Here is an 18,756-nt window from a genome sequence, read left to right on the forward strand (position 1 = left end):
ATATGCCTATAGATATTGAGTTTGAGTGCCTACGGATAGGTGAGGATACCGATCATAACGTGGTGTTAGGTCTGGATCCCTTAAAGCGCCTGCAAGCACAGTTAGTCGAGGTTGATACTAATAAGAATTTCTTGTCATTGCCGATAATCCCTTATTCAAATGAGGACTATTTTCAGCGTCTGTCGACAGTGTTAGAAATTGCTTTGACGGGGCATGAGGTGGATTGGCAGTCTGCTCCGGTGTTAATACTTTTACCTGAACAGGAAGGCCTAGACGATGAGTATTACCAGCGGTTGTTTTCAAATCTTTGCCAAGCAGCTCCTGCTTTAACCTTCCATTCTGAATGTTATCTGTTTCCCTATGGGAATAATGCTCTGATCTTTGCATGGCGTCATCTTGAACATTTACTGCATGAGCAAAAAGCACCTTATGTTTGGATTCTGGCAATAGACAGTGATCCGCGCCTTAGCCAACGATTATCCGTAAACGAACAAAACAATGACGCTTGGTTACCGAGTGGGATCGCTGCTGAGAGTGTCATTTTGGTCAAAGTCAGTATCTCGGGATCAGGGCTAATACGAAATTGGTTTACTCATGAAGTACAAAATAAAGACATAGCAAAAAATAACGTCATAGAGTCTGTGTTTGAACGATATTCCAAGGAATACGCAAAAGGAGTCCAGCAGTTTTATGCCCCGTATAACGGGAATAGTGAGCGGGTAAAAGAGTGGGCGAATGCCTATCACCTGCTGTATCCATTTGTTGGAACTCGTACACAGGTTGTGATGACGGGAGCCGTCACTGGTGAGTTAGGTGCCTGCAGCGGACTCTATAACCTATTACATCTTTATACGCGCTATCAGCGTGGTGACTACCTACATAGTACGTTGCAACTTGAGATATCTAAAAAGCAGTATCGAGGTGCAGCATCGTATGCCTGGCATCAATAGTGAATGATTGTGGGATAACATGGACGAACTCAAGCAATTACAGCTTAAAGCCAATGATGGCAAGGCATATCAATTTACTACCGCTAATAACAACTCAAAACAGGTGTCATCCCGTTTTGAAACGCTGCAATTAGCTCGCCTGCATATCGATAAATTTGCGCGATTAAGACCTCAGCAAGGAGCCGATTTACTGGCAGTGTTGGGAATGCTAGATTTTCCTGCAGAGGTTCAGGCCCGAACTGGTGGTCGAAGATCCTTTGCAAATGCACGGGAGATACTGGCAAAAGCACTATTTGATGGAAAGCTTAGGGTACATGAAGTTCCGGCCATCGAGCCCGTTGTTGTACACCAACCGTCGTTTGCTGAAAAAGGAGTCCAAACGACAAAACAAGTTGCGACACAAGGGGGGAAGGAAGAAAAACGGACTGTCGGAAAAGGTAGTGTTAGCGATGCCCCAATACCTGTCTGCCCAGATGAAATGGAGTATTGCGGCGACCCGGTATCCATGGCCACCGGTGAAGAGATCCTACAGCTAACAGATATCACCTTGTCGGGCAGTATGCCTATTTGTTGGCAGCGCTTATATCGTTCAAGTCTTTGCCAGCAAAATGTTGGCTTGGGTTACGGCTGGCGCAGCAATTTTCACTTTGAACTAACAAAAATACAATTGGCTGACGGGGAAGGAGAACAATGGCACTTTATTGACAACAAAGGCAGTATATTAGCGTTTGATGATATTGCTGTTGGGGCGGTTAGTTATCAGCTGACAGCTGGTGCTGCGTTATTTCATGACCCTCACGGATATTACTTACTGACACTCAGTGATGGCCGCCAATTACGCTTTGTCTACCAGCATCAGCGGTGGCTACTTGAACGATTACGAGAAAATGAGACACTTCAGTATCGTTTCGGCTACTCCAGTGCAGGTCGTTTAACAAGTATCGTAGCCAATGGCTGTCAGACGTTTGAATTACGTTATGATGTCGGCGGAAACCTCATAGAGGTGCAACTCCTCGTAGGAATAGGTAGTACGCCGACAGTACTGGCACATTATCACTACAGTACTGAGGGTGATTTATGTGAGGCGAGTAATCGTCAGCAGCAAGTCGAGAGTTACCAATACACAGAACATCTGTTGACACGGAGAATCCGCCCGTCAGGCTTTAGTCATTATTTTGAGTGGCAGGGGAAGGGTTCATCGTCTAGATGCATTACCCAATGGGGAGATGAGGGTAACTACCAATATTGTTTTGATTATGATATCGCTAATCACACTGCTGTTAGTACCGACAGCATGGGAAATCAATGGCGCTATGAACATAATACTCAAGGGAAACTGATTCGAAAAGTGTCGCCCAAAGGACATGTTTGGCGCTATCGCTATGATGCCAAATCCCGAAAAGTTGCTGAAACTACTCCCGGTGGTGCGACAACGAATCTTCGTTACAATCATTATGGCCAGCTAAGCGAGATACAAGCACCGGATAATAGCGTAACGCACTATAGCTACAATCGGATGGGACAGGTAATCCGTATTGTCGATGGCGAAAATCGTGAATGGCGTAATGATTACAACAGTTTTGGTCGCCTGCTGAGCCAGCAAGATCCGGCTGGAGTCTTCAAGCAGTTCCATTATGACCGTCACGGACGCGTTATCCACATTGAACAATCGAACGGTCGTAGCCAACGATATTGGTGGAATGAACACGGTTTGCTGGCGGCAGCACAAGATGGTGAGGCGATAACTCGTTACAGCTATGATGAATTGGGTGAAATTAACGGGATAATTAATTCTGATGGCTGGGTGACGCAATACAAACGAGAGCGTTCAGGCCTGATAGTCGAGATCGCCGAATACCCTCAAACAAACCCTGAACAACAGCGAAGTCAGCGTATCGACTATGACTGGGCTGGGCGGCCAACGGTATTCATGGATTCTATCGGGCGAGCGCATACCTTTGTCTATCAAGGATTAGCGCAGCCAGTACAACATATCCGTCCTGATGGCAGTTGGCTGAAATTCCAATACGATAAAGAGCGTAACCTCACAGCCATTGAACGTAGTGACGGTGTCACCTATCAGCTTGACTATGACAGTGAAGAGTTGATTCGAGAGACGGTAGGCTTTGATGGGCGTACCCAGCAATATCAGTATGATGGTCAAGGGCTATTAATCAGCCTTGCCGAGCAGGGTGAACGATTCATCCAGCTTCGGCGCGATAACTGTGGCAGAGTGATTGAACAACATTGCAGTGCTGCGGGTATCTCGCTGTCGAACCATTTTCAATATGATAATCTCGGCCGCTTGCTTCGCGCCAATAATGCTCGGCGCAAGCTCAGTATTCGTTACCACCTTAGCGGCCATCCAAGTGAGATCTGGCAAGACAATTGGCAGCTACAGCATGAATACGATACCGCCGGGCGTCGTACTTGCACTCAGCTGCCTGACAATCATCAGATACATTACCGCTATAACAAACAAGGGTTACTAGCGGGTATTGATTGGGATCAGCAGCCATTAATTGATCGTCAGTTTGATACCAGCAGGAGGGAAGTCAGCCGCCTACAAAGTAACGGTGTCACGTTTTCACAATCGTTTGATATTCAAGGGCGATTACAACAGCAGTGTTGGAAACATGCCCATACCGAGCAGCAACGGGGATACAGATATAACCAAGCCGATCAGCTTGTCGGTATTCATGACAGCGAGCAGGGCGAGATCCATTACCAGTTCGACCAACTCGATCAGCTTACTCAAAGCCAGTTACCGCACCATCCAGAAGAGCTGTTTAACTTTGATAGCTTCGGTAATCCTCAGAGTGAACAAAGTAGCCAACAAGGTAACAAAGACATACACGTCAGCCGTGACAGGCTATTGCAATGGCAAGACACCCACTATAGTTACGACCGTTTTGGCAACCAAACTAAAAGTCATACCCCACAAGGCAATGAACAGCGCCGGTTCAACGGCTTTAACCAACTGACTAGCCTGAAAAAAAACAGTAAATATACTCAGTATTATTACGACGCCCTCGGGCGCAGAAGCGCCAAAATCACCGAAAGCCAGCGTATTGATTTTCTGTGGGATGGTGATCAGCTCATCGGCGAACACTGCAACGATCAATATAATTGGTACATCTACGAGCCAAACAGCTTTAGGCCTGTCGCCCTGATCAAGAAGGGGCAAGTTTACTACTACCACCTTGATCACCTTGGTACACCGTTAACACTCACCGACAGCAGAGGTGAAACCGTCTGGCAGGCCGAATACAGCATTGAAGGTTTGGCCTCGCCAGTGATTGAAAGCATCAACAACCCGCTGCGCTTTCAGGGCCAGTATTATGACGATGAATCGGGCCTGCACTACAACCGATTTCGCTACTACGATCCAAAAGCCGGACGGTTTATCCACCAAGATCCGATAGGGCTACTCGGCGGAATAAATCCGTATCAATATGCCCCCAATCCTGTGCAATGGGTAGATCCGCTTGGGTTGAGTTGTAAGGAGGGGAAGGCTTCAAATGGAATTACATTACCAAGTGGAAAGGTGATATATCCGTTAGAAAATATTGTAACCTCAAAGCCTGTAGATAGAGGGTTCTTACTAAATACGGCCAACTCAATAGTTGAAGATGTCCCATTAGTGGGAGATGTTTTAGAAGGTATTGGTAACCAAATTGGCTATTATCGTAGTGGGTTACGAGAAGATGGGCTGAAGTTAAATCCTTTCACAGGAAACCAGTTAACACCTCTTGATGAGCAGACAGCAGTCTTTGATACGATTACAGCAGGCTTGGGCTCAGCTACTGGAAAATTAGCTCCAGGCTTCGCAAAAAATGTAGTACCAGAAGGTGTAGAGCTAGCAAGTTCTTCAAGAGTTGTGCGAGAATTACCTGGCGGATTTGATGACTTTGTTCCAAACAAAATTAACATGTGGAGCCCTGATGAATTAATGGGGGTTGAGCCCGCATCACCCGAACTAATATCGGCAGTATCACGAAAGCGTGACGTAGTGATAGCCCAGTCTGATTCAGAAGAACTCCGTATGCTTGATTACTTTGGAGCAGAAGCGTCGGTAGGGGGAGTTGATAATACTCATATTCTTCTTAGAGAAAACCCAAGTAAACCGGCACTGTTAGAAGAGTTTCTTCACGGTACTCAGGTGAAGTTAGGAATCACTGAACGCTTAGGTACTAGTGGCTTTGGAAGTGCAGAGACGCACGTTAAAGACTTTATGATTAGGCATCAGAGTATGCTAGGCCTGAGTGACGAAGATATAAAGATATTGCAGATACTCAGAGATAAAGGGCTGTGAGAATGAAAATAACAGAGAAGTTTGTTTTATCTGGTGGTGTCACAATCTTAGCATGTACTGGCTATGAGCCTGGTTGCGAAGTTGTTGGTAAAAAGTTAGCTCTGATATTGGACGGTGAAATAAGGCAAACATTGACGATAACTGGCGAAAGGAAGATGCTACATAAGAGGGATAAGCTTGACCATAGGGCTTTTGAAACGAGTGATACTGTTTTGTTATCTCCAGAAGAAGCTAGGAGTGGTCATTGGCAGTTGGTTAGCGCTTAGATTTTGAGCCCAGCTGACGAGCGAAGGTGTGCCAAAATCACCGAAAGCCAGCGTATTGATTTTCTAACTGGCTATACTAATGATTAACTTCATTATGCGAGGAAAGACTCATGGCTGATAATCCGTCTAATCAGTACCTTAAAGTGAAAAAGCGTCATCCTGGTTTGCTGAGTGCCGTCGAGACACTTGGTCAGGCGGTTAGGCAGGAAGGGCCAATTGATGAGAAAACAGCACAGCTCATTCAGTTGGCGGCAGCGGCTGCAATTCGTTCGGAAGGTGCAGTTCACAGCCATACCAAAAGAGCGCTAGAAGCCGGTGCAAGCGCAGAAGAAATTCGTCATGTACTTATCCTTCTAACCAGTACTTTAGGTTTTCCTTGTGTGATGGCAGCATTGAGTTGGGCTGATGAGAAAATAGAGTCAGGTGAGCCTACGGATCCGGATTGGGAAGTGTGATGTGACTAGATATGGTCTGTCTAGTTGGTAACCGACAGACATTAAAAAACCCGCGATACAGGCGGGTTTCTTCGTACATTCCGAATACAATAGGGTTATGAAAAGCGCGTCGAGAGTTAGCTATTACAGGGTTCTGCTTCTCTCTCGTTGACCATGCTACAAGCCCAGAAACTGGCATAGTTGCTACTCTTTCCCCTCATCTCAAAAGACCTATTGGCAGAAAGAAACGCTTTTCAATATTTATTATAGTTCAGCTTCAGCGAGCGTCCAGTTCTTAATGTGAAAGAATATTCTGCATTTACCTTAGTTTTCCGAGGATTATCTTGCCCGTGGCGCGCTACTAACTCATTGCTTAGTATGCCTTATTTGTATAATGAGAGTTTACGCACTGATTTTTTTATAGCCCTGGTGAATCATAAGAACATCTGCAGCATTACGCCGCTTTTTAATAGATGAGTAGTATGATTCAACAAGAACAGGAAGTTAACAAAGCGTTATTAGATAAGCTGATAGCACATTTTGGGGTTACGCGTTTTAGTAAGGATGGTGGATATATACTGCAGGATGGCAGTTTACTCAACTTGCAACGTTCCGATATGGATAATCGTCAATACCATCGAGCAGTTGCTGCACTGTTGCCGAAAGAAATGCATGGTATCTGCGACGAGATAACGATCGTGAATCTTATGACGGCAACAGGGATTATCCGTTATGAAGCAAGAGGACGAGTGCATGTGGCGGTAAAGCCGACACAGTTACAACGCCGTAAGCTATTTGAGATCATGAAGTACAGCGAGCATAGTTACCGTGTTTTAGTTTCAGACTCAAACGGTGCAACAATTGGTGATCAGTTCTTTAAATCGCCTCAAGCCCACGAGCTGCTCCAATTTTTTGACCGTTGCTTTAGTGATGGACAAAAGCAATATCGTGATGATGAGTTTTATGTTAGCGAAGAGCAGGGCGATATCATATTTACATTCCGTCCAGAACAACGTCAGATCGGGCGTTATCAATCAAGCTCTAGGACTTTTACAATAATGCCAGAGTTTGGAGGTTCACTGACTTTGTTTAAAGAACAAGTCGAAAAGTTTCTTCAAGAAGAAAGTAGTGCAGTTTAGGGCTTGTCTACCATCGAATAATACAATGATTTCTATCTTTGCATTATTATTTATTTGATTGGATATATAAAAGGGAGACTACTTGTAGCCTCCCTTCTAATTTACATGAATATAATTCAATACAACGAGATGATTTTACATCCGGACTAAATTATAGGTTTGTCCCTTTTACGACAATGGAATGGATTGACGATGAGGTTTTCCCTTTGTCGTCAGTGACGGTTAACTTGAACTTAAGTGTTGTATTTTTCTCAGGCGTTAATGCGTAAGCATAGCTGTTCGACGGGTAGGCCATTTTGACGACAGGCCCTGCAACTTGGCTCCATTGATATTTGGCAATAGAACCATCAGGATCTGATGATTTTGTACCATCGAGGGCAGCCCATTGAGAGAAAGATGCAACCTGCTCCTTAGCTACGTTTGCTATAGGTGCTTTGTTTTTGTCCTCGTCTCCAGCTTTTACAATAACGGTCTGAATCGCTGAATCACTGTGGCCATCTTCATCTGTAATTGTTAGCTTAAACTTGAGAGTGGTACTGTAATTAGGCGTGACCGCATAGGCGTAGTTATTATCAGCGTAATCGATACGTACCTGTGGACCTTGGATCTGTGTCCATTGATAGTGAACATTAGATCCTTCCGCGACAATCGACTTGGTACCATCTAGCATAACCCATTGACGGGCTGGTGCTGTTTGAGTATCACTGACCTTAGCAACAATGCTATTACCACCAACAGATATTTTCCCTTCATAAGCAGGGGCGTTATGTTCTGTCACTGTAAGAGTCATTGGCTCGTTGGATGTCAGTTCAAAGTGCGCCACACCATTTTCATCGGTTGTCATTACATGGGATTCGCCTGACGTTGATACTAGTGCTACACGTGCATCTTTGAGTGTGTTATCTCCACTTTGGACGACTACATCGAATGAAGCATTGCTTTCACTTGAAATGTTATCAGGATATGTAACGGTTAATGCCTGAGGGCGTTGTGTACGTAATTCTAGTTCAGGATCCCCAAACCAACTAAAGAAACGAGCTGTTGAAAGCGCTGTACCGCTGGTTCCGTAATGGTTAAACAGGCGGTGTTTTGCACGGTTCATAGCCATTGCCGGGCGCCAAGATACTGGATAAATATTACTAGACCAGTTGCCGTCGTAATCATCCCAGAAACTATCCATAATTGCCGCGTGCATCAAGTCGTTGTAACCCGAGTAGCTTACACGCGCTGCACCTGTAAAGCCAATAGCACCACCATTGGGGTTACGCATCCAGGATTCTGCAAATGAATCCTTCCCGTCAAACCAACCTGTTGCACAGTTCAGACTAAATACAACCGGTGACATGTTGCCATTGGCCAGTGCACTGACTTCAGTAGCAGTGTAGCGCGGATCTGCCCAACCAGAGCCGTTACCATATCCATGATCTCGGTGCAGAACCAAGCCAACACCTTGGTTTATGGTATCGGATATTTGAACATGGTTACCATTGCCTTGGTTTTTCCAAACTTGTGGAATTGGGCTTGGCGGCGTAGCTCTGGCACTACCGTAATCCCAGCCACCATACTTCAACTCTTTAGTTAAATCTGCGTCCCATTGTAGGGCTGTGTGGATTTGATAACCTTTATTGAACAGGTCGCCAGGCCCACCAAAGAAGTTATAGTCAGGGCCCAAGAAGTCAGCTACTCGGTGTAGATCTTCCATGAACATTCTATCGGCGACTCTGTTGCCGTCGTTATCTTGATATTGCCCGGCAAGCAGAATGTTATTGTAACGATCAGAGTCGACAGGTGTTTTTTCGTAACTTAAAGTACGAGCAACCATACTGGTAATCTGGGCTTCGGTATCGCCTGGGAAGCGACCTAGAACCAAATCCGGATAAGTGTCTTCGCCGTCTACTAAGGTATATTCGAAGTCAGTATGCCATTTGTGATCCTTGCCGTGATAACCGTGACCAACGATTTCCCAGCCAGGAATATCTTCATGATCACCAACAAACAAGACATAAGACGTCATTGTCCCTTTGCTGTATGAATTGGTGATGTAGTTCTTTATTTGTTCCTGAGTATTACCGGTTTCTGTGACTGTAGCAACGTGGACCTTGTAGCCTTTCTGACGTTTCCATGCCGCTAGTGGTTCAATCGTGTCTTTGAACCGGTCTGCTGTAATGATTAAATAATCAGCCTTTTGCGCAGGTGTCAACGTGGCATCAGTGTCGGTTGAGCTTAAAGCCGGATCCGTTGCTTGGTTTGCTTTGGTGCGTATATCGATAACCGAATCTGCCGGAGCATCAAATCCTAGACTGTCATTGCGCTTAGTGCGGGACTCGTTGCTTTCAGGCAGAATGTAGTTGACGTGAAAGCGTACCTTTTTCGCGAAACGGACGGTCTTTTCAACTGGACTAAACTCTATTGGTCGATATGAAATAACCGCGTAACTTTTACCACGTACACGGACAGTTTCGACGACAGTCACTGGCTGTGTTTTGCTATCTGTAATCAACCCATAGGCGGCTTCGTCTTTTACGAAAGGCATATTTTGGTCTGGACGAGTACCATCCATTTCGACAACATCAGGGAAAGGTAATTGTACTGGGTCGACAATGGTATCTGTAAACGTTTCAGACCATTCAACATGGTCCACAATGATATTAAGTTGGGCACCATCGGGAATGCGGATTAACTGCCGGTATCCTGTTAAGTTTGGTTTTCCTGGCTCAGCAGGACTGCCACCATCTGGCAATATGATGCGGTCATATATATTGCCATCAGCCATTTTCACTTTAGCCATTGTAAGTGAAGTCAGCTTGGCCTCAAATATAGCTCTCTTGCTATCAAGCGTCATCAGCGAAAAGTATTGGCTTGATTGCACTGATTCTGCAGTAGGAGCGACATCGATTGGTTGTTCAAAGTTGATAACTCGTTGATCAAAAATAGATGCATCAACGTGTTCAACGGCAAAAGTGGAATGTGAAAATAGAGCGAGGGTTATGAGAAGCCTCGTTTTATTTAGTTTCATTTTTTTCTCCTGTACGAGTTGTGTTTTGGAAAGGGGAAAGTACTGCAAAAATATGCAGTTTGATAAAGATTAATAAATGTGAAAACGATTATTGATTATTTTGTATGCGTTAACTGTTTGTGTTTTCGCTGAAAAGTAACCTCAAAACAATGATGATTTTTTCTTATTTCTTTATGCACGTCTATATCTCCATTTCTATGGATTTGATTTAGTGACATTTATGCATATACTTTATAAGTAATGCTTCAGTACTGTGCTAGATGTATCTTTATTCACTGCTGATTGTTTTGTTATTTATTGATGCTTTTTAAATAACCAATTTAATTAAGTTAATTATGTTTGGTGGTTGATGTATATATATCACGAATTTAAAAATACGCCGCAAGAAAATGCAGGTGCTTGATTGTTTTGTAATACAAATTTGACATTCCTCGCAGAAATATTTATTTAGCATTTTATCAGTTATCCATATGTGACACTTATATTCGTCGAATTGTCTATTTGCTAGTATTGTTTGCTGCACTTTATTGCTATTAGGAAGAGATAAAGTATGAGACTTTCAATCAAAAAGTTGTACTTATCACGAATAAATACGCTAAATTATTATGACTAAAATGATAAATATGGTGGGGAAAGAGTTTGTTGAAGTTTTGGACGGGGGTTGCCTTTTGTATTCCGGTTATCGCTTTTGCTGGCAGCGAAGATGTGCAGGGTGGCCTTAAAGAAAGTAGACCTAATGGTTTTATCTCCGTTGACAATCTACGTATGAAGCGGGATGGAGAGCAAACTTGGGGCTTAGCTGCGGTTGTTCGAAATGCCTCAATACCATATGCAACAGAAAAGGTTGTAGCGGACTCGACGGTATCAACATTTGTGCCGATGATGTTTTATCAAGGCGATCGGTTCTTTCTTAATGGTATTGAAGGTGGAATAAATCTATATCGTATGGATGAATGGGAGTTAAATGCATTGGTCCGAATGCATTTCATTGATATTCCTTCTTCGTTCCAGAACCAAATTGGTGGCGATACAGGTGATATCGGTTTTCAGTTTAAGTACCAGCTAGATGAGAAAGTATATAGTGAACTGGAATTGCTATCGGATCCCGATGGTAGGGTGAGTTCCCTGGTGTCCGTTGGTGGTGTATACAAGTACGATAATTGGAGTTTTAGACCAGAAGCATCACTACTTTGGAAGGAATCTGACTATAACAGTTATTACTATGGCCTGACTCTTGAGTCGATCAATGCTGGTGTGGATCTCAAACTTGGTGCGTCAGCAAGTTACCATGTCACGTCAAACCTCTATCTCCTTGGTGGTGCGCATGCAACATACTTTGATAGCAATATTCGTGATTCTGAAATCGTTAACTCAGATTGGCAGGGTGAGGTATTTCTAGGGTTCGGGTTCTTTAATGATGGTGAAAAGCCCCGTAAATCATCATTGCGTAACAGCCCTTATTTACGAGTTGCCCATGGTTGGGCTACCCCTTCAAATATTGGCGATATCTTCTCTTTCAATAGGGTAAAAGATGAGTTCAATAACCAGCTGACATCATTGTTCTATGGACATCCTCTGACCGATGAGCTTTTCGGCATTCCACTCGATATTTACCTGACGCCGGGTTTTGTTTGGCACTGGAGTTCTGATGTTCAGAGTACAACGCAAGAGTATGTTGTGGCCGTGAAGGCTTATTATACGCTTGAGTGGCCTGTAAAGTGGCGCTTTGGTGTGGCAGAGGGCCTGTCTTATATAGATAATATATCTTACATTGAGCAAAGTGAGATGGATCGAAAGGGCTATGAACCAAGCAATTTGCTGAACTACTTAGATTTTTCATTTGATGTTAATCTAGGTGATTTATTTAACCATAAGCCTTTGGATAAAGTGTGGTTAGGTTACAGTCTGCATCATCGGTCTGCTATTTTTGAAAATGCCTCACAGTTTGGTCGAATTAAAGGGGGCAGTAATTACAATACCGTTTATCTTCAGTTTGATTTTTAGAAAAGGACCTTACCTGTTGACGGTAACAGGTAAGGCCAGAAGCTAAATAGCAAAATGAAAAGGCAAGGTGCAGTGAATGCGAATGATAAATAGGTTAAGCCGTTATTTTTTCAAGTTCAGATTTTGCGTCGGCGATGCCTTTGGCTGCAAATTCGTCACCCATTGCAAGCGCTTCGCTATAAACAAACTCAACGTCTGTTAAGCCGACAAAGCCAAGAATTGTTTTTAGGTACGGCACCATAAGGTCGGTTGCGCCGTCCTTGTGGATACCACCTCGAGTTGTCACTACAACGACTTTCTTGCCTGTTAATAATCCCACCGGACCAGTTTCAGTATAAGAAAATGTCACACCAGCACGGGCGATTAAATCAAACCAGTTTTTAAGTTGAGTCGGGATCGTGAAGTTATACATTGGTGCAGCGATGACTAGCGTATCACTTGCCTTTACTTCTTCAATCAATTGATCTGATAGTGCAAGTGTTTCTACCTGACGGGCAGTTAAGTTATCGCCACCGCGAAGACCGCCAGCAATTTCACCATCGAGTACCGGCAGGGGATTTGCCGCTAAATCACGTTCGATAACAGAGCTAGTTTGAGCTTCCCATGACGCGACTAAGTGCTCAATTAAACTGTTTGACTGAGAATAATCGCCGAGAATGCTTGATTTCAAAACAAGTACGTTTGACATGGTAATTTCCTTTGCGCGTTGATTTGGCTTGGGAATAAATATATTGAACTTGGGAGAACGAAGATAGCGGAAAAACTCGTGCATGTTGTTCGAAAAAGCTGAACGGTTAGCGTTGAATTGCTTTTATATTTTTTTATCAATGTATTAGGTGGGGGGGTGCCAGCCTTGATTTGTATTCTACAGAGTGGTGTTCAGTCGTTAGTTCAAGGTATGTTAGAAAATATTGGTCAATACCGTTAACGGTTTAGTTCCTGTAAAACGCAGACAAAAAAATAGCCCGAAACGACTCCTGTCTCGGGCTTAGGGGAATGGCTCGTGAGAGCCTTGCGCTAACTGGTTAGTAAATGGAGATCAATTACACTATCAATGGTAGTTCAAGCAGTACAATTTGCCAGTTTAAGCTCTGAGAATGTCATTCGCTTCTGACGTCGCTTCCATATCTTATTGATGCCATTTATTTTATGCTGAAAGTTCTGTTTTACTGCTTGCAGCATTTGACCAATTAGATATCGAATAAATTGTTATCCCTAACTAACTCACGAGGTAGGCCGTTCTTGATACGATTTCCTACCCATTTACCAATACCAATTGGGTAGTCACGGTAAGTGACAACAACTTCACCTTTACCTGACAGGTCTTCGGGGCGTATATCTCGTCCCATGAACCATTCTTTTGCCTGCTCAGAACTGAGGGCAATCGCGACTTTCTCATCTCCTGTGGCTAGAGACATAATGGCTTCGTGCTGCCAACGGTATCCTTTCTTATGTTGTTCAGCCAGTTTGATACCAATGCGTTGGAACCGGATTTCACCAATCAGATCGCGAAGTTTAGAAGGGAATAACCACACTTCCTTATCTCGGGTCCATATCTCACTATCATCAGGCAGGGTAATATCAAGGTCGGCAGCAATGCTCTCCGCGATAGTCTGTTGATCTTTGTCTTTTGCTAGGCTGAAAGGGAATTTGCCCATACGCTTTTTTACGATGGGTGACTCAACAGACTGAAGCTTGCGGATACGGGCAACGAAGAAGCCTTCGCTGTCGAAGACCTGCGGATAAACATGCAGGAAACCATCTTCAGTGAGGGCTTTTTCTGCACCACTAAACAGAGTATTCAATGGCTCAAACTCAACTGCATCCCCGAAGGTTTCTTTTAGGAAATGGCAGACATGCTGGTTTTCGCTCAAATTCAAGGTGCAGGTCGAGTACACCATAACACCGCCAGGTTTTAGTGCCTGGAAGGCGCTAATAATAAGGTTTCGCTGAACGGCGGCAATTTCTTCAACTGACTCTAGGCTCCAGTTTTCCATTGCATCATCATCTTTACGAATCGCACCTTCACCTGAACACGGCGCATCAAGCAAAATTGAATCGAATGATTCTGGTGCCCAGCCGCCAAAGACACATCCGTCAAAATGAGTCAGAGAAGCGTTGTAAACACCGCAACGCTGAAGGTTAGAGTGAAGCACTTTGATTCGGCTTGCGGCTAGTTCGTTGGCAACCAGGGCGCCTTTGTTTTTCATTGCACAGGCAATTTGAGTTGTTTTCGAACCTGGCGCAGAGGCCATGTCCAATACACAATCTAGCGCATTGTTGTCTTTCAACAGGGCCGTAACCGGCATCATTGAGCTGGCTTCCTGAATATAGAATAAACCGGCCATATGTTCGGCAGTATTACCCAGCGAAACAGTCTCTTCATCTTCACGCTCAATCCAAAAACCTGTCTCGCACCATGGAACAGGAGTCAGTGTCCAGTCTTTGTCGGCGACACGGGCCAGAAAATCTTCCACACTGATTTTCAGTGTATTAACCCGGATACTGCGGCGTAATGGTGTCTTACAGCTGGCAATAAACTCATCCAGATTGAGATGCTCTGGCATGATCTGGCGGATTTGTTCGATGAAGGCTTCTGGGATGTGAATATTAGGATGCAAGGGGACTATCTCGTTTAACTAGCAATGGGGCGAGATTCTATAACAAACGGTGTGAATAATCGATGTCTGCTTAGCTCAGGGCAAGGCTTGACTTATATTGGAGGCGTGGCGTAGAAGAAAAAGGAGCGCTAGGCGCTCCTTTGATAACAACAACTTGGTTTGATAAGAGTTTATTGCTAATGGCGAGGTATCGCTGTTCGCCAGGTTTTCCATTCTGGTTTGGCTTGTTTATTCAACAGGTAGTGGGTTTCCTGTTTGGCCTTCGACGATAATGGTTGTTTCTCTGGGGTCGCAAATGCAATTCCACCACGTATCAAGCTGTCGACGGTTCCTGTTTGAACAGAAGCACCTGTCAGCCCGATAGTGACATCGAGACCAGATACATTCCAGAAAACCGTGTCAGTACGAACTAGATGGCTATACTCTTGCTCAACCTGCGCTTCGAGAATAACACGATCAGCTAACTCACCCAGTGATACTTTCACAACTTGGCCGACTTGAATATCGCGATATAGCAATGGTGTGCCTTCGTTGATAGAACCACGATCTTCACTCTCCAGGATAACAGTTAGGCCTGACTTGGCGATCTCTGCCGTTCCAAGGTCAAATGTTTGGGAGTAATGACCGTCACCCGGCGCTACGGCGATATAGCTGCTCAATAATGTATCTAGGTTTTTGGCACCGGTGAGGCTGATCTTTGGAGTGACAACCCAGAAATAACTGTTGGACTTTGCCAGTAGCTCTGCATATCTAGGAAATAGGCGGGCGGTAATTTTCACATTGCCAGCCGTAAAGTCGGGGGTTGTATCTATAATCTTGCCGACATTGACGCCTTGGTAACGGATATCCGAATTGATAGAAATGGCCTTGGCATTGTCTGCCGTCAGTGTGATGAGCAGGCCAAAGTCTTTGGCGTCTTTTAGGCTAGGGTAGAGCTTAAAGCGTTTACCGGCTTTGTTCGATACACCTGCGAGCTCATCGAAAGCAATTCCGCCTTTAATCAGTGTGCTGATTGGGTCTGCCTTGATACTGACACCGTCTAAACCTGCTTCAACCTCAACACCGGAACGGTTCCAGAACACTGTGTCTGGTTTGATCAAATGCCGATATTTATTCTCAATGGCTATAGATATTGTGACACCGTCACGGGTAAGGGCGTAACTTTTCACCTCACCGACTTGTAGATTTCGATAAAGGATAGGACTTCCTTCAGAAACAGGAGGAAGCTCATCAGCAAACAACGTCATTTTTGCGACGCCGTTTAGGCTATCGGCAGCCAACTTGGCAAGCTGCTTATTTTTGTAAAGCGGATAGCTTTTTTGAATCTTTGAATTACCTGTACTGGTGAAGCTAATATTTTGGCTGATGAGTTGGTCTGCTGGTGGTACGTTTATGTCAAGGCCTTTAGAGCTGATATTGGCCTGAATGCCGCCATCAAGGTAGAACCTGCTGGCCGAGCGAACCAGAGAAGTGTGCCCTGGCATGACAATGACATCAAAGCGGACACGTTTACCATCAAGTAAGACTTTTTTAACCCGGCCTACTTCAATGCCACGATGCTTAAGCTTAGTACCACGTTCGATACCGTGGCTGCTATCGGCATACAGTGAGAAGTTTGCGACACCTGGCTGCTGTTCTTGCAATTCGTCTTGGGTAATCGCCTTGAATTGACGAGCCTTGTCGCCTTCACCTGGGATCAGGGTTAGATAATTCCCTCGGAGCAGGTTACCAATATTTTTCACGCCAGTAAGCGAGACCTCGGCTTCTTCTAGTAGCATACGAGAACCTGTTGTCAGCAAATCACTCATACTTGGCTCTATCGCTGCGTGTGCTACGATCTTTTGTCTTTCTTCATCTAGACGAAGAGCAGAAATTTGACCAATTTCTAACCCGCGATAGATGATTGGGGCACCACTAGTACTGACATTATTACCATCAGGAAGATCGATAGTAATTGCGATACCTCGACCGGCGGTATTCAAATTGGGATAGAGACGGAAGAGGTGGTTGGGTTCGATTGTTTTGCCTTCATCGGGAGAGTCAAAGGCTATTGCACCACCAATCATCGCAGATAGGCTTTCAAACTGCACATCGATGCCGTTGAATCCAACATTGGCACTCATGCCGCTCACATTCCAGAAACGGCTTTTATTGGTTACCAGCTCGGCAAACTGTGGCTTGATCAGAATATCAATCAACACCCGTTTTCGATTATTGCTAAGGGTGTAGCTGTAGACTTCACCCACAGGAATTTTCTTATACAGTACCTGAGATCCAATACTGACAGAGCCTAAGTTTGGAGACCGCAGCTGTATTTTTAAGCCTTGCCCCAACGGTGTATCTGATGGCTGGGTGTCGAGAGCCGAAAATTCATAGGCCGCTTTGCCTTCACCAGGTTGCAGCGCGATATAGTTACCCGATACCAGTGCATCGAGGCCGGAGATACCGGTGATTGATGCCTTAGGTTTTACGAGCCAGAAGCGCGTACCTTCCTTGAGGATTCGAACGGCTTCAGGGTAAATATCGGCTTCAGCATAGATACTTTGGAGATCGTCTGACAGGTTTACATCGCGAACTATACCAACTTCCAGACCTTGATAACGAATAGTGGTCCGTCCCGCAGTTAAGCCTGCCGCATCACTGAAGTGGATCTTTATTCTTTGTCCTGCTTCATTGACGGCTTTAAATACGAGCCAGCCAGCAAGAACAAGTGCAAGTAGCGGGAGGATCCACAATGGAGATATTCCGCGGTCGCGTTTTATGTTTACCGGTTCTGGTTGTTGGTTATTTGGTCCGTTGTTCATAGTTGTCCCATATCAGACGAGAATCTAAACTTTCTGCTGCAAGCATCGTGAGAACCACCACAACCCCGAAGGCAATTGCCCCCGGACCGGGTGTAAAATCAAGGATTTGGTCGCGGTCGATTAAGGCTACCATAAGAGAGATAACAAAAAGGTCCATCACCGACCACTTTCCAATCCACTGTATGACACGATAGAGCTTCATACGGTGGAGGTGATTAATTTTGCGTTTAAACTGAATGGCCAGAAGTAGGTAGGCCAAGCCAAGAATTTTGGCGACAGGAACCACGATACTGGCGACAAAGATGATAATGGCAATGCCTGTCATATCTGTTTTTATCAGGGAGGCTACACCAGAAAAAATTGTGTCTTCAACCCGTTTGCCGTTATTTAGAAAAATAGAGATCGGGAAGAGATTTGCAGGGAAAATGAAAACCGCCGCAGCAATAAGGAGTGCCCACGTTTTTTGAATAGAATGTGGCATACGGAGGTATAGCGGCGAAGCACAGCGAACACATGTATCAGTATGTGCCTGCGTTAGGTGGCAGGTGTGGCAATGGGCCTTCAGCTCATTTCTTTTGTGTTCGGTTTCTGGCTGCCAGGCTTCCCAGTAGCGGTTGACACTGATACGGGTGATAAGCAGTGACATAAGGACTTGCAGTATTATTAGAGAATATAGTCCGGGGCCGACGTAAATGTCAGCATAGTCTTGTACTTTGAAACAGGAAATAGCAAGACTGACAAGAAAAACATCAAACATAGCCCAGTACTTTAGGTGTTCGACAATCCAAAGGGATGTACGGAATAGCTGAAAACGTCTGAACTTTAACCCTGCCTGGGCACCAAGTACTGATAAACAAACCAGGAGTGGCGCGATGGTACTGCAGAACAGGATCAATACAGCGACGGCCGGGAAATTTGAGGCTAACGTTAATGTGCCCGACGGAAGAGTGGCAGGGATCATAACCCCAAACAGGCGAATAGTGATCAGTGGAAAAAAATGCGCCGGAATGAAAAGAATTAAACACGTCAACGCAATGGCCAGCTCACTACTAAAGCGAGTTCTTCCACCGCGATAGAGGCGAGTATTGCAGCGAGGGCAATAGGCACTTTGTCCTTGAAGGGCGACCTGAGGCATTACAGGCAAGTCGCAACCGGGACAGAGTCTTGCCATAGACATGGTTGTTTAATCCTTTATATAGATCAAAAA

At 44.7% G+C, this 18,756-nt stretch carries 11 protein-coding genes; 6 read left to right on the forward strand and 5 right to left on the reverse strand.

Going from position 1 to position 18,756, the window contains the following annotated elements; genetic code table 11:
* Positions 1-2 precede the first annotated feature (2 nt).
* The 5 genes from EDI28_RS04165 (at position 3) to EDI28_RS04185 (ending at position 7,104) form a co-directional block, all read left to right on the forward strand.
* Positions 3-950 carry a hypothetical protein gene (locus tag EDI28_RS04165; RefSeq protein WP_128782551.1) on the forward strand — a complete coding sequence of 316 codons (948 nt, stop codon included), beginning with the start codon at positions 3-5 and terminating at the stop codon, positions 948-950.
* 19 nt (positions 951-969) lie between these two features.
* A complete protein-coding gene (locus EDI28_RS04170) occupies positions 970-5,265 on the forward strand; it encodes an RHS repeat-associated core domain-containing protein (RefSeq protein WP_128782552.1) in 4,296 nt (1,431 codons plus the stop codon).
* A gap of 2 nt (positions 5,266-5,267) precedes the next feature.
* On the forward strand, positions 5,268-5,531 hold the full coding sequence (locus EDI28_RS04175) for a hypothetical protein (RefSeq protein WP_128782553.1): 264 nt from the start codon (positions 5,268-5,270) through the stop codon (positions 5,529-5,531).
* A 110-nt stretch (positions 5,532-5,641) separates the two neighbouring features.
* Positions 5,642-5,986 (forward strand): carboxymuconolactone decarboxylase family protein, encoded by a 345-nt coding sequence (locus EDI28_RS04180; RefSeq protein ID WP_128782554.1) that lies wholly within the window; start codon positions 5,642-5,644, stop codon positions 5,984-5,986.
* Positions 5,987-6,447: 461 nt separating this feature from the next.
* The gene (locus EDI28_RS04185) at positions 6,448-7,104 is read left to right on the forward strand and encodes a hypothetical protein (RefSeq protein ID WP_128782555.1); all 657 of its coding nucleotides are present in this window, start codon (positions 6,448-6,450) and stop codon (positions 7,102-7,104) included.
* Positions 7,105-7,255: 151 nt separating this feature from the next.
* On the opposite strand, the gene EDI28_RS04190 is transcribed toward EDI28_RS04185, so the two are convergent.
* Positions 7,256-10,120: a C25 family cysteine peptidase gene (locus tag EDI28_RS04190; protein ID WP_128782556.1), complete on the reverse strand. Its 2,865-nt coding sequence runs from the start codon at positions 10,118-10,120 to the stop codon at positions 7,256-7,258.
* A gap of 744 nt (positions 10,121-10,864) precedes the next feature.
* On the opposite strand from EDI28_RS04190, the gene EDI28_RS04195 reads away from it, so the two are divergent.
* Positions 10,865-12,124, forward strand: coding sequence for a MipA/OmpV family protein (locus tag EDI28_RS04195; RefSeq protein ID WP_233353292.1), 1,260 nt, complete (start codon positions 10,865-10,867; stop codon positions 12,122-12,124).
* A gap of 94 nt (positions 12,125-12,218) precedes the next feature.
* Here EDI28_RS04195 and EDI28_RS04200 read toward each other — a convergent pair whose 3' ends face one another.
* The 4 genes from EDI28_RS04200 to EDI28_RS04215 form a co-directional block, all read right to left on the reverse strand.
* A complete protein-coding gene (locus tag EDI28_RS04200; protein ID WP_128782558.1) occupies positions 12,219-12,812 on the reverse strand; it encodes an FMN-dependent NADH-azoreductase in 594 nt (197 codons plus the stop codon).
* 502 nt (positions 12,813-13,314) lie between these two features.
* On the reverse strand, positions 13,315-14,745 hold the full coding sequence (gene rsmF, locus EDI28_RS04205; protein ID WP_128782559.1) for a 16S rRNA (cytosine(1407)-C(5))-methyltransferase RsmF: 1,431 nt from the start codon (positions 14,743-14,745) through the stop codon (positions 13,315-13,317).
* 176 nt (positions 14,746-14,921) lie between these two features.
* A complete protein-coding gene (locus EDI28_RS04210; RefSeq protein ID WP_128782560.1) occupies positions 14,922-17,549 on the reverse strand; it encodes an MlaD family protein in 2,628 nt (875 codons plus the stop codon).
* The gene (locus EDI28_RS04215; protein ID WP_128782561.1) at positions 17,530-18,726 is read right to left on the reverse strand and encodes a paraquat-inducible protein A; all 1,197 of its coding nucleotides are present in this window, start codon (positions 18,724-18,726) and stop codon (positions 17,530-17,532) included. The genes EDI28_RS04210 and EDI28_RS04215 overlap by 20 nt, the downstream gene beginning before the upstream one ends.
* Positions 18,727-18,756: the final 30 nt, after the last annotated feature.

The sequence above is a fragment of the Photobacterium chitinilyticum genome, from assembly GCF_004104355.1.
Classification (GTDB): domain Bacteria; phylum Pseudomonadota; class Gammaproteobacteria; order Enterobacterales; family Vibrionaceae; genus Photobacterium; species Photobacterium chitinilyticum.